This window comes from Streptomyces sp. NPDC053755 (assembly GCF_040677675.1).
Lineage (GTDB): Bacteria > Actinomycetota > Actinomycetes > Streptomycetales > Streptomycetaceae > Streptomyces.
Map to the genome: position 1 here is coordinate 25,764 of NZ_JBFASK010000029.1, position 25,376 is coordinate 51,139.

Consider the following 25,376-nt stretch of genomic DNA (forward strand, 5'->3'; position numbering starts at 1 on the left):
GTGCCGTCCGGAGCGTTTGAATCCGGCCGTGGCGCGTATCCGATGGAGGAGAGACAACCACGGGACGTCACGCCGAGAGGGAGGACCACCATGGGCATCATCGCCTGGATCGTCATCGGACTGCTGGCCGGCCTCATCGCCAAGGCGCTCATGCCGGGGCGGGACCCGGGCGGGCTCATCATCACCATGCTGATCGGTATCGCGGGCGGTCTGCTCGGCGGCTGGCTGGGCAAGGTGCTCTTCGGGGTCGATTCCATCGACGGCTTCTTCGAGCTGTCCACCTGGATCGCGGCCATCGTCGGATCGATGATCCTGCTCGCCCTGTACCGGCTGTTCACCGGCGGTCGTACGCGCCACGCGTGACCGCCTCGGCCGCGAGGCACACACGAGATCCTCATGGACCGGCCCCTGGGGCCGGTCCATGACTCATTTCGTCAGCAGCCGGTGGAAGAAGGACCGGTACTGACGCAGGGCCATGCGCAGGCTCTCCGTGTCGACCGCCTCGCCCTGGTTCCACTGGCCCTCCAGACCGCGCTTGTGCTCGGCGAAGGTCTCGGCCAGGGCCCGCATGACGTCCGCCACCAGGCCGTCGGCCGCGTGGACGGCCTCGCGCGGATCGTCGACGAAGTCGTTCTGGATCCGCTGCCAGCGGGAGCGGTAGGCGTCCACGTCCCGCGCCGACAGCAGCTCCGGCGCCTCCTCGTCGGCGGTCGCGACGGGGGCCCCGACCGCGGTCCCCTCGGTGCTCGCGGCGACGGGCGCCTCGTCCGGAGCCGGGTCGGGGGAACCGTCACGGGTCGCGCCCGGGATCTCCTCCGCCCCCTCCCGGGCGGTCCTCTCGTCGACGGAGCGGGTCGCCTCGCCGGGGTACACGGGCGCCTCACCGGCATCCACGGGCGCCGCGCGCCCCGGGTCCGCCTCGACGCCGGGCTCCCGGTCCCGGAAGCCCGCGAGGTCTTCGGTCGTCAGGCCGCTGCCGTCGGCGCGGTCCGGTGTCTCGTTGTGCCGCATGACGTCTCCTCGTGCGTCCGCCGTCCGCGGACGGTCGTCCGTCCTCGCGGTCCGGTTCGGGAACCGCGGGCCGGTCAGCTCCCCGCCGATCCGGGCCGGTGTCCGTCGGCGAGCAGTTCGTCGAACAGCGCGCGGTAGTGCACCATCGCCCCCCGCAGCTGCTCGGTGGTGGCCTGCCGGCCCTCTCCCAGCGTGTTGATCTCGTGCGCGGCCCGGTAGTGCTCCAACGTGCGGCCGTGTTCGACCGAGAGGTCGCGAAGGCGCTGGTCGAAGTCGTCGGTGGGGTAGCCCCGCGCCCTCATCAAGGCCGTCACGAGCCGGTCGGCGTCGTGCACGGCCTCCTTCGGGCGGTCCACGAACTCCTCCTGCACGCCGGTCCACTCCCGGGCGTACCTGTCGCGTTCGCTGCTCTCCAGAGGCCGGAGATCGAGCGAGTCGTGGCGCTTCTCGCGCTCGGCGAGGTCGTGCTCGGCGGCCCTGCGGCTGCCGGTGTCCTCGACCGTCCGTTCGTACTCCGGACCGAAGCGGTCCTGAAGACGGTTCCTTCGCCGCCCGGCGATCACGGCCAAGGCGATCAGGGCGAGCACCACCACCGCCGGAATGACGATGGCCAAAAGCATCCCGGTTGACATGGGGGCAGCCCCCTCGGTCGGGTGCGGGTACGTCTGTCGCCGCGCTGCTGCCCGATCGGGGCCCGCCGAAACGGACGAATCCGGCGGTGGCGCCGTGACCAAAACAGGCCGCCCCCTCACGGTGTGTGCTCTTGTAGGAGGGGAGTACGGCGAAACCCCAGGGAGCGGCGATGCGAGCAGCGGTGGTGGGGCAGGGCTACGTGGGCGTGACGGGCGCCGTCGCGTTGGCCCAGCAGGGACACCGGGTCGTCGGCGTGGAACAGGACTGGGAGAAGCTCGCCTCCCTGCGCGCCGGGGAGCCCTCCGTCTTCGAACCGGGCCTCGCGGAGCAGATGACGGCCGTGCTGCGCACCGGACGGCTCGACTTCGTCGAGGAGCTGCCCGACGCCGTCGTCTCCGACCCGCTCGACGCCGTGCTGATCTGTGTGGGCACCCCGCCGGCGGCCGACGGATCGGCGAACCTCTCCCAGGTCCTCGCCGCGATCGACGAGGCCGCCGAACTCGCCGGGGACCCGCTGGTGGTGCTCAAGTCGTCGGTGCCGCCCGGCACCAGCGACATGCTCCTCGCCGAGTACCCGGAGCTGCGTCCGCGCTTCGTCTGCAACCCCGAGTTCCTCAACCAGGGCAGTGCCCTCGACGACTGGCACGCACCGGCCCGGATCGTGGCCGGCGCCCTCCACCCCGAGGCCGTCGACCGGCTCCGCGACCTCTACCGGTCCGTGTCGTGCCCCTGGGTGACCTCCACACCGGCCGGCGCCGAGATGATCAAGTACGCGAGCAACGCCTTCCTCGCCACCAAGATCAGCTTCGCCAACGAACTGGCACGCCTGTGCACCGGGCCCGACCTCAACATCGACCACGTCATCCAGGGCGTCGGTCTCGATCCGCGCATCGGGCACGCGCTGCTCCAGCCCGGAACCGGGTACGGCGACTCCTGCCTGCCCACGGACACCACCGCTCTCGCCCGATGGGCCGCGGACCGGGGCATCGCGACACCGATCCTCGACGCCACCGTCCGGACCAACGAACAGCAGCCGGGTGCCATCCTCCGTCTGCTCAAGGAGAGCGTCGGCACGGATCTGTGCGGACGGGAGGTCGCGGTCCTGGGCGTGCGCTACGAACCCTGGAACGACGACCTGAGGGCCGCCCCCAGCCGTACGCTGCTGCCCCTCCTCCAAGGGCTCGGCGCCGGCGTGCGGGTGTGGGACCCGGGCCTGACCCCCGAGGAACTGCTGCACCTCTCGCCGCGCGCCGTCCCCCACACCACGCTCGCCGCGGCCCTCTCCGGCGCGGACGCCGTGCTCGTCCTCACCGAATGGCCCCAGGTCGTCGAGGCCGACTGGGCGGACCTCGCCACCCGGATGCGCGGGCCACGCGTGGTGATCGACGCCAAGAACTGTCTGCCGCCCGCGGCCCTGCACCGGGCTCCGGTGGTCTACCGGGGCATCGGAAACCGCCGCCCGGTCAGCCTCCCCGTGAGCTCGCCCGCAGCGGAGCCGACGCTCACGGAGCCCGCCCCCACGCAGCCGATCGCCAGGGACACGGCCTGTCCGGATTCGGCCGCTCGGGGCTCCGCCCCCTCGGAGCCGGCAGCCATGGACGCGCCCCCGACCGCGCCGGGCCCCAGCGAGCAGGTTCGCTGAGCGGTGGGGTGCGCGCGTGCGTCACGGGCGCTCCGGGTCGCGCGCCCCACTGCCCACGCCCCGGTCGGTCACTCGGCGATCTCGGTGCGCTCCCACCATTCGTAGACCGGGAGCTGCCCTTCGGGGCCGTCCTGCCGCCGTGACGTGGCCCTGAAGTGCTCGTAGCCGCCGCGGTGCGGGATCTTGAGGTCTTGTTCCTGGGCGGTGACGGGCACGATCCGCTGGGTCAGATCGTCCGGGCCACCCTCGAGTGCTGCCTTGTTCGCCATGCCTTCAGTCTTGCCACCGCGCGCACCCCTCGCACGTCGGGAGCGGGCGGCCGGGCCGGCGCCGGGGGGGGGCAGAAGCCCGATGCCTCAGACCGGCGCCGGTACGGCCGAGGTCGCGAGCCCGAAGAGGGCGCCGTCGGGGTCGCGGAGGGTGACACCGCGCGTGCCGGGGTCCGGCGAGGTGTCGCCGACGGGCTCGCCGCCGAGGGCGGTGGCCGCCTTGACGGCGGCCTCCAGGTCCGGAACCCGGAAGTGGACCTGCCAGCGCGGGCGGACACGCGGGTCAGGCGCCTCCGCGCGGGCCCCGCTGTGCAGCCGGGCCACCGTCTGCCGCCCGTGGCGCAGCAGGATGTGGTTGTCCTCCTCCACGTAGGAGACCTCGCAGCAGCCGGGCTGGTCGCACGCCCACTGGAGGACCTCGCCGTAGAAGATGGCCGCGTCGAAGGCGTTCCTCGTCCGCAGCTCGAGCCAGGCCGGGGCCGTCTCGCCGCCCACGCCCCAGTCGGGGATCGCCGCGCCCTGCCAGATGCCGAAGGTGGCCCCGTCCAGGTCGGAGGCGAGCGCGGCCCGTCCCGTACCGAAGGACAGCGGGCCGACGGCGACCGTTCCGCTGCGCTCCAGGATGCGAGCGGCCGTGGCGTCGGCGTCCTCGACCGCGAAGTAGGGCGTCCAGGCCACGGGTACGGACAGCGTCGGGGACAGCGCCCCGATGCCGGCGACCGGAACGCCGTCGCTGAATCCGATGGAGAACCCGTCACTGACGTGCGCGGGGCGGAACCTCCAGCCCAGGACGGCCCGGTAGAAGTCCTGGGCCGCGCGCAGGTCCGGGGCCATCAGGCTGACCCAGCAGGGTGCACCGAACGTTTCGTGACTCGATGTCGACACGACCGTCACCCCATCCGCCTCACACGACCCGGGAACCCCTCCCACGGTACTCGCGGCCCCCGCGCGCACGCCGCCCGGGACGAGTGCGGGGCGAGGGCCGGGGGCGGTCCGCTCGCCGGACGCGTCAGGTGCGGACGAGGCTGTTGGGACCTTCGAGGGCGTCGGCTCCCTCGTCGTTGAACCAGTAGTCCCCGGCTGCCAGGTACCGGAAGGCGTGGGTGCTCTCACCGGGCAGGGTGACCGTGACCGCCCTGGTGCCGTCCTCCCGGGGCCGCAGCAGGTGCGCGCCCGGCCGCCAGTCGTTGAAGTCGCCGACGACGCTGACCGGCCCCGGCGGCGCGTCCGCGGGCAGGACGAAGGTGATCTCGGTGTGCTGCTTGCCGCCCTTGCGGCGCTTGCGTTCGAGCATGGGATGGGCTCCTGCCAGTCGGAAGGCGTGGGCACATCCTGGTACCGCGACGGGCCGCCCGCGCGCCGACGCGGCCGACAGGGCACCCGGGCGGGGGAGCGCACGCGCAGGGCGGCCGGCACGTACCCGGGCGGGGGAGCGTACGGCATGGGGCGGCCGCCCGGCCGCGTCAGGGGCGGCCGGACGGCCGGTCTTCGGGCCGGAGCGGCCTCAGGTCACGTCGTCGGTCCCGGGCGAGTCCGCTCCGGGCGTCTCCGCCCCGCTCTCGTCCGCCTCGGTGGCGAAGCCGATGCACTCGACGTCGACCTGGTCGGCCAGCTCGGTCAGCACCGCGGCGAGCTCGCGGATGGTCCGCTCGTCACCCCGCATCTCTCCGGAGCCACCCGACTCCACCCAGTCGACCGCGAGGCCGCGCAGCAGGGCGGTGACATGCCCGGCGGGGATCAGCAGACCACCGTCGGCGGTGGGAACCAGCGGTATGGACATCTGGATCATGTGACCGCCCTCCCTTCGTGCGCTCGTCGTCTCACTGCATCGTTGCCGACCTGGCGCGTATCAAACCCCCTGGGGCGCAAGGGCCTGATGAGGCCCGGTGGACGCGCCGCCCCCCTCAGGACCCCAGGCGCTCCGTTCGCGACACGCCCTGGGCGGGCCGGGCCGTGACCGTGTGTGGCCGTCTCCGGCGCGCGCTCCCCTCAGTGGTGTCCGGAGAGTGACCGCGCTGCCGCCGAGTCGCGGGGCCCGGCCTTCGCGCCCCGCCGCGCGTCGGAGTGCCCCGGCAGCCCGGGCGATCCGGGGGAGAACCTTCCGGACCGACGCCCGCGCGACCCCCGGCGGCCGGATTTTAATGATCGTTGCTCTCTGGCAACAGACGGTTCCGCGGTGTAGCGTCGTCCTCAGATGTCGTGGTTCGCAACCCGGCGCCCGCGCCTCGGTGCGGGCGCTTTGCTCTGTGCAGTGCCTGAGGACCAGGGCGATCACCTCCGGGTCCGCGCGGTGCGGTCCCGACATCGATGCGAAAGGCAGTACACATGGCCAGCGGAACCGTGAAGTGGTTCAACTCGGAAAAGGGCTTCGGCTTCATCGCCCAGGACGGCGGCGGTCCGGACGTGTTCGCGCACTACTCGAACATCAACTCCACCGGCTTCCGTGAGCTCCAGGAAGGCCAGGCCGTGACCTTCGACGTCACCCAGGGCCAGAAGGGCCCCCAGGCCGAGAACATCACCCTCGCCTGACACCCGGCGTGGACACGCACAGGTCCCCGGAGCACGGGCTCCGGGGACCTGTCGCGTGAGCGGCGCGAACCTCAGATCGACGCGGGGAAACGCTCCCAGACACGGTGACCCGCCATGAGGTCGGTCAGCCGTTCCCAGACCTCGTCCCCGCTGTCCCCGAGGACGACGCCCGGGGTGTCGGCGGGCAGCCGGGCGGCCTCCAGAGCGGCTCCGGCCCCGGCCACCCCGCCGATGGCCTTCCCGTGGCGGTACGCCTCGGTGATCAGGAGCACGACCCGGGGATCGACCGGTGCGACATCCGTCGGAACGAGGCCGGCCTTGGCGTCCCGGGCGCCCGTCGCGTCGAGGCCCGGCGCCGGAGAGCCGACCACGACCAAGGCGTCGAACTCCGTGGAGCGCGCGGTGGCGTACGTACGCTGGACGCCGATCGACGCCCCGTCCGCGTCGAGCGCGCCGCCGGTCGGAGCGATGACCATGGGGACCATCCCGGCCTCCTTCGCGGCGTCACGGACCGCTCGCACGTCCGCCGCGCTGCCGTTCTCGTCGGCGACGATGCCGACGACCCGCCCCGCCGTCGGCCAGGTCCGGCCCAGCTGGGAGAGCGCGGGGCTGGGCTCCACCTCGGGCAGCGGCACGGTGGCCGGCGGGACGGGCAGGCCGAGGCCGGTGGCCACCCCTTCGCACAGCACCGGGTCGATGTTCGCCAGCACCGTCAGGGCCCGTTCCTTGATGGCCTGTTCGTAGCACTTGTTCAGCTCGAAGGTGTACGCGGCGATGATGTGCTCGCGCTCCGTCGGGGTCATGCTCAGCCAGAACAGCCGGGGCTGGCTGAAGTGGTCCGCGAACGACTCCGGGGCCTCGCGCTGCTTGACCGAGTCCCGCACCGGGACCGGCGCCTCGATGTACGCGCCGGTGTCGGCCCCGGCCAGGAAGGGGCAGCCCCCGTCGAGGGAGTTGGGCCGGTAGGGCGCCGTGCCCGTGTGCACCGCCGTCTGGTGCATGCCGTCGCGCAGCATGTCGTTGACCGGCGCGTGCGGGCGGTTGATCGGGATCTGGGCGAAGTTGGGGCCGCCCAGACGGCTGATCTGGGTGTCCAGATAGGAGAAGAGGCGGCCGGCGAGCAGCGGATCGTCGGTGACGTCGATGCCGGGCACCAGATGGCCCGGATGGAAGGCGACCTGCTCGGTCTCCGCGAAGAAGTTCTTGGTGTTGGCGTTGAGCGTCAGCAGACCCACCGCCTGCACCGGAGCGAGCTCCTCCGGCACGATCTTCGTCGGGTCGAGGAGATCGATCCCCTCGAAGGTCTGCTCCGGGGTGTCGGGGAACACCTGGATGCCCAGCTCCCACTGTGGATACGCCCCGGCCTCGATCGCGTCGAAGAGGTCCCGCCGGTGGAAGTCGGGGTCGAGCCCGCCCACGAGCTGCGCCTCCTCCCACACCAGGGAATGGACGCCGAGCTTGGGCTTCCAGTGGAACTTCACCAGCGTCGTGCCGCCCTCGGCGTCGACCAGACGGAAGGTGTGGACGCCGAACCCCTCCATCATGCGGAAGGACCGGGGGATGCCGCGGTCGGACATGTTCCACAGCGTGTGGTGGGTCGCCTCGGTGTGCAGCGTGACGAAGTCCCAGAAGGTGTCGTGCGCGCTCTGCGCCTGGGGGATCTCCCGGTCGGGATGCGGCTTGCCCGCGTGGATGACGTCCGGGAACTTGATCGCGTCCTGGATGAAGAAGACGGGGATGTTGTTGCCGACGAGGTCGAACGTCCCCTCCTCGGTGTAGAACTTCGTCGCGAAGCCCCGGGTGTCCCGCACCGTGTCCGCCGAGCCGCGCGAGCCGAGCACCGTGGAGAACCGTACGAACACCGGCGTCTCGACGTCCTTCGCGAGGAAGGCCGCCCTGCACACCCGGCTCGCCGTCCCGTAGCTCTGGAAGACGCCGTGAGCGCCCGCGCCCCGCGCGTGCACCACTCGTTCGGGGATGCGTTCATGGTCGAAATGGGTGATCTTCTCCCGCAGGTGATGGTCCTGGAGGAGCACCGGACCACGCGGTCCGGCCTTGAGGGAGTGGTCCGACTCGTACAGCCGCGCTCCCTGGGCCGTGGTCAGGTAGGCGCCGCTCTGCGCCGAACGGGCGGGGTCTTCGCCGGTGGCCTGGCCGGTCGGGCCGACCGTCTCCGGGCCGCGCTGGTCCGGCTTGGGAGGCAGCGGCCCGTGGGGCTCGGTGGGCTCCTGCACCGAGGGCGGCTTGACGGCGGGGCGGCCCGGGGCGGCCGCCTCGGACGAACGGTCCTCGGGTGCGGGGTTCTGGGGCATGGGGTCTCCTGCGCGGTCTGAGTTTCTTCTCGGTGCGGGCGGGCGGCCGCGGACGGACGGCCTCCCGGGGACGGTGCCGAACGGAGGGGGAGGGCGTGCGGGAGCCGGCACGGACGGGCCGAGGCGGCGACCGGACCCGCACGCCTCGCGCGCCTCCGCCATACCGTCCCCGTTCGTGAGTGGTCGATCAGGTTCTGCTGTCGCGCGTTCCCGGTCGTTCGCGACCTGAACGTGACCGATGCGCCCAATTTTCAGATGATTCCCCGGCGGCCGCATGTCGTCGGACGCCCCGGCAGGCGCGGGTGGCGCGCCGGGCCCAGGCGGCGTCGGCCGTCCGGCGCCTGGCCGGACCACGAGGGCCGGAACGGCGCGAACCGGCGCCCGAAGGTGTTGGACTACAGGGCCGTTCGAGGCGAGGGTGGGGGCGACACACGACGATCCGTACAGATGACCGTCTACGGGAGGGGGCCACGTCCCTCCTCCCCGACGCGCCCCGGAGGTTGGGACATGCACCCCCGCCGAGTCCGCCGCGCCTTCGTCGGCGCGCTCGCCACGCTCGCCCTCGCCCCGCTCGCCGCCTGCGGCCCCAGCGGTACGCCCGCCTCGTCGTCCGGGCCTCCGGCCTCCTCCACGGCCCCCGAAGCCACCGGGCCGGGGACGCCGACGCCCTTCGCCGGCCGGCTGAGCGCGCTCGAGCGCCGGTTCGACGCGCGGCTCGGCGTCTACGCCGTCGACACCGGCACCGGACGCGAGGTGACCCACAACGCCGACCAGCGGTTCGCGTACGCCTCCACCTTCAAGGCGCTGGCAGCCGGCGCCGTCCTGCGGAAGTACACCCTCGCCGGGGCGGGCCGCCTCATCACCTACTCCCGGGACGATCTGGTCGCGCACTCGCCCGTCACCGAGAAGCACGTCGCCACCGGCATGAGCCTGAGCGCGCTGTGCGACGCCGCCGTCCGCCACAGCGACAACACCGCGGCCAACCTCCTCTTCGACGCGCTCGGCGGACCGCACGGCCTGGACGCCGTCCTCGGCGAACTCGGTGACGAGGTCACCCGGATGGAGCGCCGTGAGCCCGAGCTGAGCCGGTGGGCCCCGGGGGAGACCCGCGACACGAGCACACCGCGGGCGCTCGCCGGCGACCTGCGGGCGTTCGTCCTGGGCGACGCGCTGCGGCCCCCCGAGCGGGCGCGGCTCACGACGTGGCTGCGGACCAACACCACCGGCGACGCACTGATCAGGGCGGGCGTGCCCGACGGGTGGGTCGTCGGGGACAAGACGGGGACCGGCAGCGGATACGGCGCTCGCAACGACATCGCCGTGGTGTGGCGCCCGGACGCGGCCCCCCTCGTGGTGGCGATCATGTCGAACCGCCACGCGGCCGACGCCGCGCACGACGACCGTCTGATCGCGGGAGCGGCCTCCGTCGTCGCCGACTCGCTTTCCTAGCCGGCGTCCGGGCGTGGCCTCGCGGCCTGGCGAGGCGACCCGGACACGGCCCGGGGGAGCGTTCGCCAGATTGCCCGGGGGCGTTCTTCGGGAGACGCCGGTGTTTTCCGGACACTCTCCAGGGGGCGGTGGGAGGGCGGGGGCGCGGCCCGAGGCGGGGGGCGGGCCTGGGGATCCGTCCCGGCGGCCCGCCGGGACGCCAAGGACGTGGCACCGCGACCGGACCTGGGAGTCGGCGACGTGGTCGCGGGTGATGATCCCGCTGCGTTACGTTGAGCGGACCTGCAGGGGGGCATGCCGACGGGGGTGTGATGGCACAGGCACTCGATCCCGGTATCCGCGGCGACGAACCGCCGGAGACCGTCCGCGTCTCGATGCCGGGCGACACGCGTGGGGAGTACGTCGTGGTCGCCGTGCCGGCCGCCGTCGCGCTCGCGCTGTGCGCCTTCGCCGCCTTCACGGCCGGCACCACGCCGGTGCAGCGGGCCGTCGTGGGCCTCGGCGCCGCGGTGTGGGCCGTGGTGCTGGCGCGATACCTGACCAGCCTCGTGATGCCGACGGGAATCGTCGTCGGGCCCGAAGGGATCGAAATGCGCCGGGGATTACGGCGCGTCAGTCTTCCCTGGGACGCCGTCGACGGCCTCTTCCTCGTGCCCGAGCCGCGTACGGTGCCGCCCACCGTCGACCCGGCGGCGGCCGACTTCCGGGGCAGGCTCATGGTCCGGCCGCGTGCGGGCAGCCCGGCCGGGCTCGGGACCAGGGGGGCGCTCGCGTGGTCGGAGCCCTGGCGGGCCGTCGCGTTCGACCTCCGTCCGCTGGCGCTGAAGCTCCCCCGCCTCGACCGGCTCCTCGCCCCCCATGCCGGAACCCGGTGGCACGGGACCGCGACCCTGCCCCTCGACCGGGCGGGCGGAGTCACGGTGCCCGGGCGACTGCTGCCCTGGTACGCGTCCCTGATCCTGCGCACCCGGCCGCCGGCCGCCCTCGGCGCCGCGTGGGCCGCCGGCGCGGCGGTCGCCGGGCAGGGCATCGGGTTCCCGCAGCTGGCCGCGGCGTCGACGGCCGCGCTCGTGGCCGCCGTGGCCGGTGGGGGACGGCTGGTGCGCCGCCTCGCCGACCCGGTCCGGCTGCGCGTCTCGCAGCACGGCGTGCGGCTCGCCGTCGGCGGGGGCGTACGCCACCTGACCTGGGGGGAGTTGACCGAAGTGATCACCGGGCCCGCCGTGACCCGGCGCGGCGGCGACGCGGGCGGGGCGGCCGCCGTCCTCGGACGGCTCGCCCCCGGCGTCCCCGTCCCCGCGCCCCTGCCGCACCGGAGCTTTCCCGTGCGGGCGGACCAGCGGCTCGTCGAGCTCGTGCCGTTGCACCCGGCCGCCGGGGCGAACTGGCACGGGCTCGACGTCTTCCCCGCCCAGATGGCCGCCGTCCTGCGCCTCGTCGGCCCCGCCGGCGGGGCGAGGACGGCGGGCGAGGACACGGCCGGGAGCACCGGCGACGCCGCTTCCGGAATTCCGTGCGGGGGCACGGGCCTGCCGGCCCCGCGCGCCGTCGGCGAACCCCTCACCCTGCACGTCTCGCCGAGCGCGCCGGGCGCCCACCGCACCATCGCCTCCGCCCTCCGGGTCGACGGGGGAGCGCGGCCGGTCCTGGTGCTGATCGAACCCGGCCGGTATCCCCACCACCTGTCGCTCGGCGGCACCGTCGAACTGCGCGCGGCGCGAGGACACGGCACCGTCGAGATCGAGTCGTCGGAGGAGGTGACCGTCGACTGCACCGGCCACGTCACCCTCACCGGCCTGCGGATCGTCAACAGGTCCACCGCAGCCGTACGCGTCGCCGGCCGCCTCCACATGGGCGGATGCGGCGTCGACGGCAGCGGGGAGCACGCCGTACAGGTGCTTCCCGCGGCGGAGGTGACGATCGAGGACTGTGTGATCCGGACCGGCCGGACGGAGCTGTCCGCGGCTCGCGCCACGGTACGCCGCACACGGTTCCTCTCCGCCAAGGGCGACGCCGTCGTCCTGACCCGAGGGGCCCACGCGGTCCTCGCCGACTGCGAGGTGTCCGGCGCCCGGGGCTGCGGTGTCCGTGTGACCGGCTCCACGGCCACCCTGGAGGACTGCCGGCTGCACCGCACCGCGAGCCACGCCGTCCTCGCGGCCGAGCAGTCCGAGGTCGACATGGCGCGCTGCGACGTCCGCGACATCCAGTCGACGGCCCTCTCCTACGTCGACCAGGCGCGCGGCACCGTCCGGGACACCACCGTCACCGGCGCGGAGCACGGACTGTTCATCGCCCGCGGTGCCGACCCGACCGTGCGCGGCAGCCGGTTCGACCGCTGCCGCGTCACCGGCGTCAGCGTCGGGTCGCAGGGGCGGGGACGGCTCATGGACTGCACGTGGGAGAGCATGGGCGACACCGGTGTCAGCCTCTCCGAAGGCGGCGTGCTCGTCATGGCCGACTGCGGCATGCGCGGGGGACGCCTGGGGCTCCTCGTCCACAGGGCGGAGGCACGGGTGAGCGGCCTGCGGATCAGCGACCACACCGCCGTCGCGGTCCTGATCCGCGACGAGTCCACCGTCGAACTGAGCGACGTGCGCCTGGAGAACGGCGGTTCCGGCCTGCTCGCCCGCGGCGAGGCGGTGACCGTCACCCTGGCCGACGCCACGATCACGCAGATGTCGCAGGCGGGCATCGCTCTGGAGGGCAAGGCGCGGCTGAGAGCGGACCGCTGCACGATCGAGCGGCCGGGCCTCTTCGGCCTCAACTGCCGTGACGACACTCATCTGTCGGCACGGGACTGCGCCGTGACCGCACCCGACGAGGCGGGCGTACTCGCCGTGGCGACCGCCGACGTGACGATCGACCGGCTCACGGTCACGGACTCCCGGGGCTGCGGGATCATCCTCAGCGACGACAGCCGGGCCGCCGTGACGCACGCCGCGCTGCGCGGCGGCGAGGCGGACGGCATCCGCCTGGCCGCCTCGGTGTTCGGCCGGATCGAGGACTGCGAGGTGACCGGCTTCCGGGGCGAGGCCGTCGCCGGGGGCAACGACCGCGTGCGCTTCCTGCGTCTGCGTACGGCCGTGGCGGGCGCCACCGGCGACGGGTCCGGCAGGACCGAGACGGCCGCGCTCGCCGCCCTGCACCGGATGATCGGCCTCGACGCCGCCAAGCGGCAGGTCGGCGTGCAGGTCGACCTGATCCGTCTCGGCAAGTGGCGTGAGGAGGCGGGTCTCTCCGCCCCGCCCGTCGCCCACCACCTCGTCTTCTCGGGGCCGCCGGGAACCGGCAAGACGACCGTGGCCCGGCTGTACGGGGAGATCCTCGCCGGCCTCGGCACACTGCGGACGGGGCACCTGGTCGAGGCCGCCCGGGGCGATCTCGTCGGCGAGTACCTCGGCCACACCGCCCAGAAGACCCAGCGCGTCTTCGAACGGGCCCGCGGGGGCGTCCTGTTCATCGACGAGGCGTACAGCCTGTCGCGGACGTTCGGAGCCGGTGCCGATTTCGGCCAGGAGGCCATCGACGTGCTCACCAAACTGATGGAGGACCACCGCGACGACGTCGTGGTGATCGCGGCGGGCTACCCCGAGGAGATGCGGACCTTCCTGAACGCCACCCCGGGACTGCGCTCGCGCTTCTCGCGGACCGTCGACTTCGTCGCGTACGCCCCCGAGGAGCTCACCCGGATCGTCGAACTCCGGGCGAGCGAACTGGAGTACCGTCTCGCCCCCGACGTGGCGGCCCTGCTGACGGAGCACTTCGAACGGCGCGCGCGCCGCGGTGACGCCGCCAACGGGCGGGACGCGCGCACGCTGCTGGAGACGATGATCGAACGCCAGGCGGGCCGGCTCTCCGCGCACGGACAGCCGACGCGCGAGGACCTGCTCCTGCTGCTCGCGGAGGACGTCCCGTAGACGTGTCCGGAAAGTGCCGGCGCCCGCCCGGAGGACATCGCGGCCCGGGCGAGACTCTCCCGACACGACCTGCCCCCGGGCGACCGGCCCCGGTGCCGCGGCACGACCCGGGCAGGCCGGGCGGGGGAACCCCTACGGCGTGAGGAACGGTGTGAACGGCGAGACGCACGGGCCCGGGGCGGCCGAGGAGACGGCCAGGGCGGCGGAGGCCATGTCCAAAACGGCCGAGGAGAAGGCGGGCGTCATCCTGGAGCGCGTCATGCGGGCGGAGGCGGACCCCGAGGCGCTGCGGTGGTTCCTGACCGAGGAGGCCCGGGCCGCCGCCGAGGACGTGCGGCGCGCCGCCACGCTGCCGGACGGGAACGTCCTGCTGGTCGGCCTCTACGCCCTCGGATTCCACGACTGGGGCCGCTTCCTCGCGGGGGAGGCGACGGACGCCGCGGCGCTCGGCTCGGCCCTGCTCGGCTTCCTCGACGTCCACCGTGCCTACCCCGACCGCATCCCGGCCCTCCTGCGCCCGCACCTGGCGCTGCTGACCGGTGAGCCCGCCGGGGCGGACGCCGACCCCGGGGAGGCCTACCAGGCGGGCGCCGGAATCGTCGTGCTGTACCAGCGGCACCGCAACCCCGTGATGCTGCGCGCCGCCGCCGTCCTGCTGCGCCACTCCGTCCAGGGGTTCCCGGCCGGCAGTACGGAACAGGGCACCTGTCTGTCCGACCTCGGCCTGACGATGGTGTACGCCTTCCGGGACGGCGCCGGCCCCGGAGTGCTCGCCGACGCCGTGGAGATCAGCCGCGCCGCGGTCGCCGCCGTGCCCGGCGAGCGGATGGAGCAGGCGCGCAGGCACGGCAACCTCGGGTTCGCCCTGCGCTACCGGGCCGAGGCGACGTCGGACCGGGCCATGGTGCGGGAGAGCCTGACCGAGATGCGGCACGCGATCCGGCTCAGCGAACGGCAGGACGCGTTCCACGGCCTGTACCTCGCCCAGTTGGGCTCCGCGCTGGTCTCGGCGGCGGTGCAACTCGACGACACCTCGCTGCTGCCCGAGGCGGTCGACACCCTCCGCGAGGCCGTGGCCCTCGCGACGACCGACCAGCCGCCACCCGCCGCCTACCTCTCGGACCTGGGCATCGCGCTGATCGCCCTCTCCATCGCGCCCGAGACGACCGCCGGCACCGAGAGCGCGGACAGCCGGACGGTGCGGGGACGGGCGTCTGTGCCGCCCCGGAGCGACAGGGCCGCCAGGAACGCCCTCTACGACGAGGGGGTCGACGCCTGCCGGCGCGCGGCCGACTCGGCGCCCAACATCGTCGAACGCGCCATGTACCTCACCCACCTCGCCTTCGTCCTCGACGGCCGCGCAGCGCGGGGAGGAGACCCCGACGCCCTCGACGCCGCGTACGACGCGGCACGGGACGCCGTGGCGGCCGCACCGGCCGGACACCCCACGCGCGCGCAGGCGCAGAACGTCCTCAGCGGCGTCCTGCGCTCCCGCTACCTCGCACGAGGCGACATCGCCGACCTGGAGGCCGCGATCGACAGCGCCCGCGACGCGCTGGACGAGACCCCGGCCGACGACCCGCGCGGTACCGCCCGAGGCGTGGACCTCGCCGACCTGCTCAGGCTGCACGCCCGCGCCGTCGAGGCGCCCGAGGCGCTCTGTGAACCGGTCGCCCTCCTGCGCCGGCTCGCCGCCGCCGCCCCACCGCACTCGGCGGACCGGGGCCGCGCCCTGTTCCACCTGGCCATGGCCCTCGGCGCCGTGGGCGACGGCACGGGGGAGGAGGCGACGGCGGCCGCCGACGAGGCCGTACGGACGCTCCGGGAGTGCCTGAACCCGCCGGGTGGCGGCGGAGACCGGGAAGCCGCCGTCCGGTTCCATCTCGGCACGGCGCTCGTCCGGCGGTCGGCGCAGGTGGAGGAGGAGGGCGAGCGGCGGCACCTGCCCGACGCGCCGGACAGCCAGGAGGCGCGGGAGCGCGCGGAGCGCGACCGCGAGGAGGGCGTCGCCCTCATCCGGCAGGGCATCGCGCTCCTGGACCCCGACGACCCGCGGCGCTCGGAGTACCTCGCCGGGCTCGGCTCGGTCCACGTCGAGCGTGCCGCCCGGAAGAGCGATCCGGCGCGGTACGCCGAAGCCGTGCGCGTGCTGCGGGAAGCCGTGGCGTGCGCCCCGTCCGGCAGCCCCGCGGAGGAGGCGGCGCGCCGCTCGAACCTGGGCGCGGCCCTGGTCGGGCTGGCCACCCTGACCGCCGACGAGAGACTGCTCGTGGAGGGGGTGCGGATGCACCGGGACGCCGTCGACGCCTCCCCGCCGGACGACCACTACCGCCGCCACCGCCTGGGCAACCTCGGGGACGCCCTGCAGCAGCTCGCGCAGTTCCGCTCGGACGCCCGCCTGATCGAGGAGGCCGTCGAGGTCCTGCGCGAGGCGGTGCGCGCCGCAGGCCCCCACGTGCCCGGCCGGGGCGGCAGTCTCAGCCGTCTGGGGAACGCCCTGCGCTCGCTCTCCCGCTTCACGGGAGACGGCGCCCCCCTGGAGGAGGCCGTCACCTGGCACCGGCGGGCGGTGGCCGCCGAGCGGGAGACACCGGCCATCGGAACCCGAGAACTGGGCGCGGCCGTCCCCCGCGCCCTGGTCGGCCTCGCCAACGTCCTCGTCGACCGCTACCACCGCACCCACGACGAGTCCCTGCGCGACGAGGCGTTCCGGCACTACCGGGCGGCGCTCGCCGCCGCCCACGCCCCCGGAGACCGCACCGTCGTCCTCACCAGCTACGGCTGGGCGCTGTGGGGCCGGGCGACCGACACCGCCGACGACGCCCTCATGGACACCGCGATCAGCACCCTGCGGGAGTCGGTGGCCATCGTCCCCGCCCGGCACGCCGGAATCGGCGGCGTGCTCACCAACCTCGGCTCGGCGCTGATGGACCGTGCCCGGATCACCGGTGACCGGACATGGCTCGCGGAGGCCGTCACCGTGCTGCGCCGCGCCGTCGACGAGAGCCCGCCCACCACCTTCGAACGCGCCGGGCTGCTCTCCAACCTCGCCGAGGCCCTCCGCGCCTGGCACGAGATCACCCAGGAGCGGGCCGCCGCCGACGAGGCCGTCAGGCTGCTGCGCGAGGCCGTCGCGCTCGAACACGGCGAGCGGCACGGCAGGGACATCGCCCGCGTCAATCTCGGCCTCCTCCTGAACAGCCTCGCCCTGCCCGGCCAGGCCCTCGGCGAGGAGGCGGACGCCGGCCTCCTCGCCGAATCCCGGCTCGTCCTGGAGGAGGCCGTCGCCGGCCTCGACGACGACCACCCGCAGCGGGCCCTCGCCCTGATGAACCTGGCCGCCGTCTGCGTCGTCACCGCGGAACTCGCCGACGACCCGGCCGGACCCACCGCGCGCGCCTCGTTCGAGCAGGCGGTGAGCGCGGCGAGGGAGGCGCTCGCCCGCGTCCCCGAGGGCTATCCCGAGCAGGCACGCATCCAGTGGCTGATCGCCCGGGCCCAGGTGGGGCGCGCCCTGATCGGTGAGCGGGCCGATCTGGGAGAGGCGGCCCGGCTGGCCCAGCGGTCCGCGCACAACGCGGTGGCACCGGTCACGGTCCGGCTGCCCGCCGCGCGCGTCTGGGGCGACGCGGCCGCCGCCTCCGGACGGCACGCCGAGGCCCTGGCCGCGTACACCTACGCCGTCGGCCTGCTGCCCCGGCTCGCCCCCCGCAACCTCGGACGCGCCGACCAGGAGTCCCGGCTCGGCGCCGGTGTCGGCCTCGCCTCCGACGCCGCCGCGCTCGCCCTGCGTGCGGGCGATCCCGAGGCGGCGCTCACGCTCCTCGAACAGGGACGCGGCGTGCTCCTCGCCCAGGGACTGGAGAGCCGCGGCGACCTCTCGCGGCTGCGAGCCGCCGACCCGGCCCTGGCCGCCGAGTTCGAGGAGATCCGCGAGGAACTCAGCGCCGGCTCGCCCTGGCCCGCGGTCCTCCGCGCCGACCTCGGGGCGCCCGGCCCCCACGCGCCCGAGCGCCGGTTCACGGAAGCCGAGGCGGGCCGCCTGGCCGAGTCGCGGTACGCCCTGTCGCGGAGGTGGGACGCGCTCCTCGACCGGATCCGCCGGCTACCGGGCCTGGAGACCTTCCTGAACCCCCCGCGCCTGGCGGACCTGCTTCCGGCGGCCGCCGCCGGCCCCGTCGTGGTGGTCAACGTCAGCCGGTACCGCTCCGACGCGCTCGTCGTCACCCCCGAAGGACGCGTCGAGGTGGTCCCGTTGCCCGATCTCGACCCGACCGACACGGTGAACCGCGCGGCGGAGTTCGTCCTCGCGGTCGAGGACGCGTACGGCGTCCAGGGCGCCGCCCGGGCCCGCGCCGCCCTGCGGACGCTCACCGGGACGCTGGCGTGGTTGTGGGACGCCGTCGCCGAGCCGGTGCTCGACCGGCTCGGTCTGCGCACCCTCCCGGTCGACGACGAACCCTGGACACGGCTGTGGTGGTGCCCCACCGGCTGGCTCTCCTTCCTGCCGCTGCACGCCGCGGGCCACGCGGGCTCCGGCCGCACCGTCATGGACCGGGCCGTCTCCTCCTACACGCCCACGCTGCGCGCCCTGGTCCGGGCCCGACGCACCCCCGCCGGCACGTCGTCGCGGCGTCCCGCTCCGCTGGTCGTCAGCCTCGCGGAGACACCGGGAGCACACCCGCTGCCCGGCGCGTCACAGGAGGCGCGCCTGCTGCGCGACCTCTTCCCCGCCGGGGTCCACCTCACGGGCCCCGAGGCCACCGTCGACGCCGTACGGCGCAGGCTGCCGTCGCACCCGTGGGTCCACTTCAGCTGCCACGGCGTCAGCGACCCGCTGGAGCCCTCGGAGAGCGGTCTGATCCTCCACGACGGGCGGCTCACCGTGCTCGACGCCGCCGCGCAACGACCGCGCGAGGCCGTCCTGGTGGTCCTCTCGGCGTGCTCCACGTCCCAGGGCGGACTGATGCTGCCCGACGAGTCGGTCCATCTGGTGTCGTCGTTCCAGCTCGCCGGATATCCCCACGTCATCGGGACGCTGTGGCCGGTCTCCGACAAGGTGGCCACCCGCCTGACCGACGACTTCTACGCGGCCCTGGCGGACGACCTGGCCCGTGGCCGGCCCATCGACCCCGCGACGGCCCTGCACGCACCCGTGCGGGCGCTGCGCGAGCGCCTCGTCCACGCGCCGCACCTGTGGGCCGCGCACGTCCACAACGGCCCCTGACGCCCTTCTCTCAGCCCGCGGAGGCCACGGGGTCCCCGGGATCGCCCATCGCGGTCCCGGAGGGCGCCTGCGGCACCTCGTCCGGCTCGGGGACGTCGTCGGTGGGCCGGTAGGTGCGCCGCTCGGAGAACTCCGCGATCAGCGCGTCCAACTCCTCGTCAGAGGGCTGTCCTTCGTGCCGCGCCACCTTCTGCTCCTTCCTCTCGTGTGTTCACCGCTTCCGCGGACGGCGCCGGGACGGGCGCCGGGACCGGGTCCGGCGGGTGCAGCAGTTCCAGTACGTCGACGTCGGCGGCCCGCACGTACACGCCGGCCGTGCCGGGCACCCGCCCGAGGAACGTGCCGTCGGGGCCCATGCGGTACTGCGCCTGCAGATAGACGTCCCCCTGCTGCGGATAGGCCGACACCGCCGACCGCGTCCCCAGCCAACCACCCACCCACAGACCGTTCTTCAGCCGGACCCGGACGAAACACGACCCCCGTTCGCGGAACAGCGCGTCCCACGCCGTCGGCGTCGGCTCGTACCGCGCACGCCTGCGCCGTCTGCCCCACGCCGCCTCCGCCCAGGCGACCCCCGCCGGCACCAGGACCACCAGCACGAGGGCGGCGAGACCCGCCTCACGGGGCTGCCGCAGCACGCCGGCGACCGGCCCGGCCCCCTCGCCCGTGAGCACCCGCACCAGCCACGGACCCGCGACGACCGCGTACACGGCGTCGAGGAGCGCGCCCGCCGCGATCGCGCGTACGAGACGGTTCTGCGGCTCCTGCTCGGAGGCGACGGCGCCCCGCAGGTGCTCACGTACGGCCTGGTAGAAGACCCCGGGCAGCACGAGGACCAGCAGGACGGTCAACTGCTGCACTGTCCCCGGAACCATCGGCCCTCTTTCCCCCCGCGCCGCGCCTCACCGACCCTGTTGATCACACGGTACGTCGCCCGGCCCCCGCGTGCCGCGCGAAGCGGCGGGTCGTCCCGGATCAGGAGCCGGGGCGGTCGAGCGCGGCGCGCACCCGCTCCGTCCCGTCCTCCCCGCGCAGCCGCGCGGCGACGGCGGTGGCCTGCCGGCGATAGGCGGGATCGGTCGTGGCGGCGGTCAGGGCGGCGGCGAGGACGTCCGGTGTGGTGAACCGCCGCAGGGGGACGGGGCCGGGCGACACGCCGAGCGTCGCCAGGCGGGCGGCCCAGAACGCTCCGTCGAACCACACCGGCATGGGCACCGCCGGGACACCCGCCCGCAATCCCGCGGCCGTCGTCCCCGCGCCCGCGTGGTGCACGACGGCCGCCATCCGGGGGAAGAGCAGGGAGTGGGGCACCTCGCCGATCGTCAGCACGTCGTCCCCCTCGACCCGCAGACCGCTCCACCCCGACTGCACCACGCCCCGCAGCCCGGCCGTCCGCAACGCCCGCACGATCAGCCCGCTCACCCGCTCGGGGTCCGGCACGGTCGGGCTCCCCAGCCCGACGAAGACGGGGGCGGGCCCCGCGTCCAGGAAGTCCCTCACGTCACGGGGGAGTTCGGCGGTCGGCGGATCGTACGGCCACCAGTACCCGTCGACCGTCAGCCCGGGGCGCCAGTCGGCGGGGCGCGGCTGCACCGAGGGACTGAAGCCGTGGTGCACCGGCCAGTCCTGCCGCTCCCGGGCCCGGCGCCGGGCCCGGGAGCGGCGGTGCCGCACGCCGAGCTCCCCCTCCAGGGCGCGGACGGCCTCGGCGAACACCAGGTCCAGGGCCGCGTTGACCGCCCGCCCGGCCCACCGGTTTCCGGCGCGGCCGCAGGACCGCGTGCCCACGACGGGCGGCGGGAAGTCCCGGGTCGGCGCGAGCGGTTGCAGGCACATGCCCCGGCTCGGCAGCCCGAGGCCCTCGGCGATGGCGTGACCCATCGGTGCGACCGACCCCGAGAGCAGCAGTACGTCGCTCGCGCGGGCCGCCTCGAGCATCCCCTGCGCCATGTCGCCCACCAGTCGCCGCGCCATGGCGAGGACCCAGGCCAGTTTCCCGGGGCCGCTTCTGCTGGAGAGCAGTCTCCGGCCGTGCTCGGACCGCAGCTCGGCGCGGGGGTCGACGGGCAGGCCGTGGAAGCCGAGGCCGGCCCTGCCCACCAGCCCGGCGAACGACTCATGGGTCACCACGGTGACGTCGTGCCCCGCTCGCGCCAGGCCGTGGCCGAGCCCGGTGAACGGCGCCACGTCACCGTGCGATCCCGCTGTCATCAGTGCGACACGCATCGTGACCATGATGGCAGGCGGTGGCGGCCGATCGGTTCACCGCCCGCGGCGCGCCGCCTGGCGGCCACCCCTGACGAGGCGTGATGATGGAGGTGCCCGCGTGCCCCTGCGGACGCGGGGAAGGAGTACACAGCATGTGCCGATGGCTCGCCTACTCGGGAACCCCGGTTCTCCTGGACTCCCTGTTGTACCGCCCGGCGCACTCGCTGATCGATCAGAGCCTGCACTCCCGCATGGGCGTCGAGACGACGAACGGCGACGGTTTCGGCATCGGCTGGTACAGCACCGGCCTGCCCACGCCGGCGGTGGTGCGCGACACCGGGCCCGCCTGGAACAACCGGAACCTCCGCGAGATCTCGTCCCACATCCGCTCCCACCTCTTCTTCGCCCACATCCGGGCCTCGACGGGGTCGGCGATCCAGCAGACCAACTGCCATCCCTTCCGGCACGGGCGCTGGCTGTGGATGCACAACGGTGCGATCAGCGAGTTCCAGCGGCTGCGCCGGGACCTGTGCCTGCGCATCGACCCGTCCCTGTTCGCCGACATCGAGGGGTCGACGGACTCCGAGGTCATGTTCTACCTCGCCCTCACCTACGGCCTCGACCAGGACCCGCCCGCCGCGGTCGCCCGGATGGCGGGTCATGTGGAGACGCTGGGCCGGGACCATGGCGTGGAGAACCCGCTCCAGATGACGGTCGCGGTGACCGACGGCGACGGGCTGTGGGTCTTCCGCTATTCGAGTGAGCGGCGGTCGCGCTCCCTGTACTACAGCGCCGAGGTGGAGACGCTGCGCGGACTCCACCCCGACCTGAAGTTCCTGGACGGCCTGAGCGACGACAGCCGCCTCGTGGTGTCGGAACCGCTCAGCGGGCTGCCCGGCGCCTGGTTCGAGGTTCCCGAGGCGACCTACGGCCTGGTGCGGGGGAGCGGGGACTTCCTCCAGCCGTTCGTCCCGCTGACCGAGGACTCCGTGGCGGTTCCGTAGGAGCCCCGCCCGGGCCGGCCCGGGCGGGGCGTCTGTGACGCGGCGCGGTGTCTCACATCGCCGTACGGTGTCCCGGGGTGCCCGCCGGGGCCGTGCCCGCCTCCGCGCCCGGCCGGGCCACCGACAGCGGCTCGGCGATGTCCTCCAGCGAGCGGCGTTCGGCCTTGACGGCCAGGAAGACCGCCACCAGGCCGGCCGCGCACATCAGTCCGGCGCCGATCTGGAAGGCCAGCACCGTGTCCCCGACGACGCCGGACTCGGTGAGTTCCGCGAAGATCAGCGGGCCGCTGATGCCGCCGGCCGCGGTGCCGATGGCGTAGAAGAAGGCGATGGCCATGGCGCGCGTCTCCATGGGGAAGACCTCGGAGACGGTCAGGTACGCGCTCGACGCGCCCGCCGAGGCGAAGAACAGCACCACGCACCAGCAGGCCGTCATCGTCGTGGCCGTCAGCGATCCCCGGTCGAAGAGCCAGGCCGTACCGAAGAGCAGGACGCCCGACAGCAGGTACGTCGAGGAGATCATGATCCGGCGACCGAGGGTGTCGAAGAGCTTGCCGAGCAGCAGGGGGCCGAGGAAGTTGCCCGCGGCGATCACGGCGAAGTAGTACCCGGTGTGACCGGTGGGAACGTCGAAGAACGTGGTGAGGATGGCGCCGAAGCCGAAGGTGATGGCGTTGTAGAGGAACGCCTGGCCGATGAAGAGCGAGAGGCCGAGGACCGCGCGGCGCGGGTAGCGTCCGAAGACCGTCTTGGCGATGAGGCCGAAGCCGATGCTCTTGCGCTGGTGGATGGTGATCTCGCGGTCCGGCGGCGGCAGCGGCGAGCCCTTCTCCTCCTCGATCTCCCGTTCGACAGCCGTGACCAGCTTGTCGGCGTCCTCGCCCCGGCCGTGGATGAACTGCCACCGAGGGCTCTCCGGCACGTGCCGTCGCACCAGCAGGATGACCAGACCGAGGACGACGCCGAGGGCGAAGCTCAGCCGCCAGCCGACATCGGCGGGGAAGATGTCGGTGTCCAGCATGACGATGGAGAGCAGGGCTCCGCCGATCGCGCCCAGCCAGTAGCTGCCGTTGATGATGAGGTCGACTCGGCCGCGGTACCGGGACGGGATCAGTTCGTCGATCGCGGAGTTGATGGCCGCGTACTCGCCCCCGATCCCGAAGCCGGTGAAGAACCGGAAGAGGAAGAACCACCAGGTCTCGAACGACAGGGCGGTCAGGGCGGTCGCGGCGAGATAGACGGCCAGCGTCACCATGAACAGCTTCTTGCGGCCGTAACGGTCGGTCAGCCACCCGAAGAACAGGGCGCCCGAGCACGCGCCTGCCACGTACAGCGCGGCGGCGATGCCGGTGACCTGCGCGGAGGTGATGTCGAGGCCGCTGCCCTCCTCGGCGAGACGGCCCGCGACGTTTCCGACGATCGTGACTTCCAGTCCGTCCAGGATCCAGACGGTGCCGAGGCCGATCACGATCATCCAGTGCCAGCGTGACCACGGCAGGCGGTCCAGGCGGGCCGGGACGGCCGTGGTGACGGTGTTCTCCGCGGGGGCGGGCACAGAGGCCGCTGACTGCGTTGTCATGGTTCCCTCTCCGTCGAACGACCCCCTCCCGATGCCCGGAACCGGGCGGACCATGCCCACCCGACGCCGGGTCAAGCATGAGGGCGACGGCGGGACCTCACCACACGACACCGCCCCGGCCCGAGCCGGGGCGTACGGCGGCTTGCGGACACTCCTCAGCGGACGCCTTCGTCGGGCGCCGCCGGGGCCAGGGTGAAGGAGTGGCCCGCGGGGTCGGCGAAGGTGCGCTCCTCGTGCCGGCGGTCCTCCCGAGCGCCGGGCACGAACGGCTGCGTCACCGCCGCCACCGGCCTCGCTCCGAGGGCGACTGCCTCACGTTCCGCCTCGTCAAGATCCTCCGGGGCGACGAGCACGCGCACGTGCGCCTGCTGGGCGTCGTCCGGACGGGGCCAACTGGGTGGTGCGTACCCGTGGTCCCGGCGGATCGCGAGGACGGTCCCGCTGCCGCCGGTGAGGACCACGAAGTCGGGATCCCCGCCGGCTTCCACGTCGGCGCCGAGCAGGGAGGCGTAGAACTCCGCGAGCCGCTCGGGCTCCGCGCAGTCGAGTACGAGGACACAGGTCTTGGCTACGGTCATACAGCGCGTGTGCCCCGAGCCCGCTCCTCCACGCCGGACACCGCCCGGCCCGCCACGCGTGAACGCGCGGCGGGCGGACGGGAGTCGGGGCCGGTGCCGCACCCGCTCGCCGACCGGGCGGGCGCGGTGTCGGGGCAGGGGCAGGAGGTCAGCGCCCCCGCCTGCGGGGGTCTTCCTCGCCCTCGACGTCGATGTGCTCCTTGCGGATCTCGCCGACGACCGTCTCCTCCTCCGTGACCTCCTCCGGGGTGAGGCTGACGCGCTCGACCGGGACGGCCCGGGTCTCGACGACGGGCCGCTCCTCGTGGAGGGTGACCTCGTACTCGGCCTCGGAGATCTCCGGGCCGGACATCGCCCGGTCGCGGTTGGCGTCGGTGATGGGCTCGCGCTCCACGCGGACCTCTTCGTGGCGCAGCGGGATGGTCTGCTGGACCTCCTCGGTGACCACGTACTTGCGCAGGCGCGCCCGGCCGACCTCGCGGCGCTCGGTTCCGACGTGCATCTCCTCCTCGGAGCGGGTCATCGCGTCGTCGCGCACGCGTCCCGTGTCCGTCTCCCCGCCGGTCCCCGCGTCGGTACCGGCTTGGGCCCAGCCGCCCGCGCCGGGCTGGTTGGCCCGCTGCCAGGCGTCGTCCCAGTCGATGCCGTAGTACTCGTAGAGCCGCCGTTCCTCGCGCTCGGACAGGTGGCCGTCGCCGTCGACGTCGATGTTCGGCGCGTCCTTGATCCTGTCCTTGGGATACGGAACCTCCAGGTGGTCCTGGACCACGGCGGCGTCCTTGATCGGGACGAAGGACTCGCCGGAACCGAACAGGCCGGTCTTGACCGTGACCCACTCGGGGAGGCCGGTGGCGTCGTCGAGGTAGACGTGCTTGGCGTCGCCCACCTTCCTGCCCTCGGCGTCGTACACCGGGTGGTCGAGCACGGTGGGGATCTGCTCTCGGGTGATCATGTTCCCTCCTGCTTCCTGTCGGGGTCACCGATGCGCATAACCGACGAATTCCGATGAAAACAC

At 73.9% G+C, this 25,376-nt stretch carries 20 protein-coding genes; 7 read left to right on the top strand and 13 right to left on the bottom strand.

What is annotated here, in order from left to right:
- Positions 1–90 precede the first annotated feature (90 nt).
- Positions 91–363 (top strand): GlsB/YeaQ/YmgE family stress response membrane protein, encoded by a 273-nt coding sequence (locus tag AB0K65_RS24700; RefSeq protein WP_365720026.1) that lies wholly within the window; start codon positions 91–93, stop codon positions 361–363.
- 63 nt (positions 364–426) lie between these two features.
- Here AB0K65_RS24700 and AB0K65_RS24705 read toward each other — a convergent pair whose 3' ends face one another.
- Both AB0K65_RS24705 and AB0K65_RS24710 read right to left on the bottom strand, forming a co-directional pair.
- A complete protein-coding gene (locus tag AB0K65_RS24705) occupies positions 427–1,011 on the bottom strand; it encodes a hypothetical protein (protein WP_365720028.1) in 585 nt (194 codons plus the stop codon).
- Between the two features lie 74 nt (positions 1,012–1,085).
- The gene (locus AB0K65_RS24710; RefSeq protein WP_365720030.1) at positions 1,086–1,643 is read right to left on the bottom strand and encodes a hypothetical protein; all 558 of its coding nucleotides are present in this window, start codon (positions 1,641–1,643) and stop codon (positions 1,086–1,088) included.
- A gap of 170 nt (positions 1,644–1,813) precedes the next feature.
- On the opposite strand from AB0K65_RS24710, the gene AB0K65_RS24715 reads away from it, so the two are divergent.
- Positions 1,814–3,286 carry a nucleotide sugar dehydrogenase gene (locus AB0K65_RS24715; RefSeq protein ID WP_365720032.1) on the top strand — a complete coding sequence of 491 codons (1,473 nt, stop codon included), beginning with the start codon at positions 1,814–1,816 and terminating at the stop codon, positions 3,284–3,286.
- A gap of 68 nt (positions 3,287–3,354) precedes the next feature.
- Here the strand turns inward: AB0K65_RS24715 and AB0K65_RS24720 are convergent, their stop codons facing one another.
- From AB0K65_RS24720 to AB0K65_RS24735, 4 genes are all read right to left on the bottom strand, one after another.
- A complete protein-coding gene (locus AB0K65_RS24720) occupies positions 3,355–3,555 on the bottom strand; it encodes a DUF5988 family protein (protein WP_365720034.1) in 201 nt (66 codons plus the stop codon).
- 87 nt (positions 3,556–3,642) lie between these two features.
- A complete protein-coding gene (locus tag AB0K65_RS24725) occupies positions 3,643–4,389 on the bottom strand; it encodes a VOC family protein (RefSeq protein ID WP_365720131.1) in 747 nt (248 codons plus the stop codon).
- Between the two features lie 175 nt (positions 4,390–4,564).
- The gene (locus tag AB0K65_RS24730) at positions 4,565–4,849 is read right to left on the bottom strand and encodes an isoamylase early set domain-containing protein (RefSeq protein WP_365720036.1); all 285 of its coding nucleotides are present in this window, start codon (positions 4,847–4,849) and stop codon (positions 4,565–4,567) included.
- A gap of 210 nt (positions 4,850–5,059) precedes the next feature.
- On the bottom strand, positions 5,060–5,344 hold the full coding sequence (locus tag AB0K65_RS24735) for a DUF6213 family protein (protein WP_365720038.1): 285 nt from the start codon (positions 5,342–5,344) through the stop codon (positions 5,060–5,062).
- A 536-nt stretch (positions 5,345–5,880) separates the two neighbouring features.
- Between AB0K65_RS24735 and AB0K65_RS24740 the strand changes: the two genes are divergently transcribed.
- Positions 5,881–6,084, top strand: a complete 204-nt coding sequence (locus AB0K65_RS24740; RefSeq protein WP_365720040.1) for a cold-shock protein — start codon at positions 5,881–5,883, stop codon at positions 6,082–6,084.
- A 71-nt stretch (positions 6,085–6,155) separates the two neighbouring features.
- On the opposite strand, the gene AB0K65_RS24745 is transcribed toward AB0K65_RS24740, so the two are convergent.
- The gene (locus AB0K65_RS24745; RefSeq protein WP_365720042.1) at positions 6,156–8,396 is read right to left on the bottom strand and encodes a catalase; all 2,241 of its coding nucleotides are present in this window, start codon (positions 8,394–8,396) and stop codon (positions 6,156–6,158) included.
- Positions 8,397–8,903: 507 nt separating this feature from the next.
- Here AB0K65_RS24745 and bla point away from each other — a divergent pair.
- The 3 genes from bla to AB0K65_RS24760 all read left to right on the top strand — a co-directional run bounded on the left by bla (position 8,904) and on the right by AB0K65_RS24760 (position 18,992).
- Positions 8,904–9,845: a class A beta-lactamase gene (gene bla, locus AB0K65_RS24750; protein ID WP_365720044.1), complete on the top strand. Its 942-nt coding sequence runs from the start codon at positions 8,904–8,906 to the stop codon at positions 9,843–9,845.
- A gap of 311 nt (positions 9,846–10,156) precedes the next feature.
- Positions 10,157–13,765 carry a right-handed parallel beta-helix repeat-containing protein gene (locus tag AB0K65_RS24755; protein WP_365720046.1) on the top strand — a complete coding sequence of 1,203 codons (3,609 nt, stop codon included), beginning with the start codon at positions 10,157–10,159 and terminating at the stop codon, positions 13,763–13,765.
- A gap of 151 nt (positions 13,766–13,916) precedes the next feature.
- A complete protein-coding gene (locus AB0K65_RS24760) occupies positions 13,917–18,992 on the top strand; it encodes a CHAT domain-containing protein (protein WP_365720048.1) in 5,076 nt (1,691 codons plus the stop codon).
- 10 nt (positions 18,993–19,002) lie between these two features.
- On the opposite strand, the gene AB0K65_RS24765 is transcribed toward AB0K65_RS24760, so the two are convergent.
- The 3 genes from AB0K65_RS24765 to AB0K65_RS24775 form a co-directional block, all read right to left on the bottom strand.
- The gene (locus tag AB0K65_RS24765; RefSeq protein ID WP_365720050.1) at positions 19,003–19,179 is read right to left on the bottom strand and encodes a hypothetical protein; all 177 of its coding nucleotides are present in this window, start codon (positions 19,177–19,179) and stop codon (positions 19,003–19,005) included.
- Positions 19,151–19,867, bottom strand: a complete 717-nt coding sequence (locus AB0K65_RS24770) for a DUF6338 family protein (RefSeq protein WP_365720052.1) — start codon at positions 19,865–19,867, stop codon at positions 19,151–19,153. The genes AB0K65_RS24765 and AB0K65_RS24770 overlap by 29 nt, the downstream gene beginning before the upstream one ends.
- Before the next feature lie 100 nt (positions 19,868–19,967).
- Positions 19,968–21,218: a glycosyltransferase gene (locus AB0K65_RS24775; RefSeq protein WP_365720054.1), complete on the bottom strand. Its 1,251-nt coding sequence runs from the start codon at positions 21,216–21,218 to the stop codon at positions 19,968–19,970.
- A gap of 134 nt (positions 21,219–21,352) precedes the next feature.
- On the opposite strand from AB0K65_RS24775, the gene AB0K65_RS24780 reads away from it, so the two are divergent.
- Positions 21,353–22,204, top strand: a complete 852-nt coding sequence (locus AB0K65_RS24780; RefSeq protein ID WP_365720056.1) for a class II glutamine amidotransferase — start codon at positions 21,353–21,355, stop codon at positions 22,202–22,204.
- 52 nt (positions 22,205–22,256) lie between these two features.
- Here AB0K65_RS24780 and AB0K65_RS24785 read toward each other — a convergent pair whose 3' ends face one another.
- From AB0K65_RS24785 to AB0K65_RS24795, 3 genes are all read right to left on the bottom strand, one after another.
- Positions 22,257–23,783: an MFS transporter gene (locus AB0K65_RS24785; protein WP_365720058.1), complete on the bottom strand. Its 1,527-nt coding sequence runs from the start codon at positions 23,781–23,783 to the stop codon at positions 22,257–22,259.
- A gap of 155 nt (positions 23,784–23,938) precedes the next feature.
- A complete protein-coding gene (locus AB0K65_RS24790) occupies positions 23,939–24,361 on the bottom strand; it encodes a VOC family protein (protein ID WP_365720060.1) in 423 nt (140 codons plus the stop codon).
- Between the two features lie 148 nt (positions 24,362–24,509).
- A complete protein-coding gene (locus AB0K65_RS24795) occupies positions 24,510–25,313 on the bottom strand; it encodes a PRC and DUF2382 domain-containing protein (RefSeq protein WP_365720062.1) in 804 nt (267 codons plus the stop codon).
- Positions 25,314–25,376 lie beyond the last annotated feature (63 nt).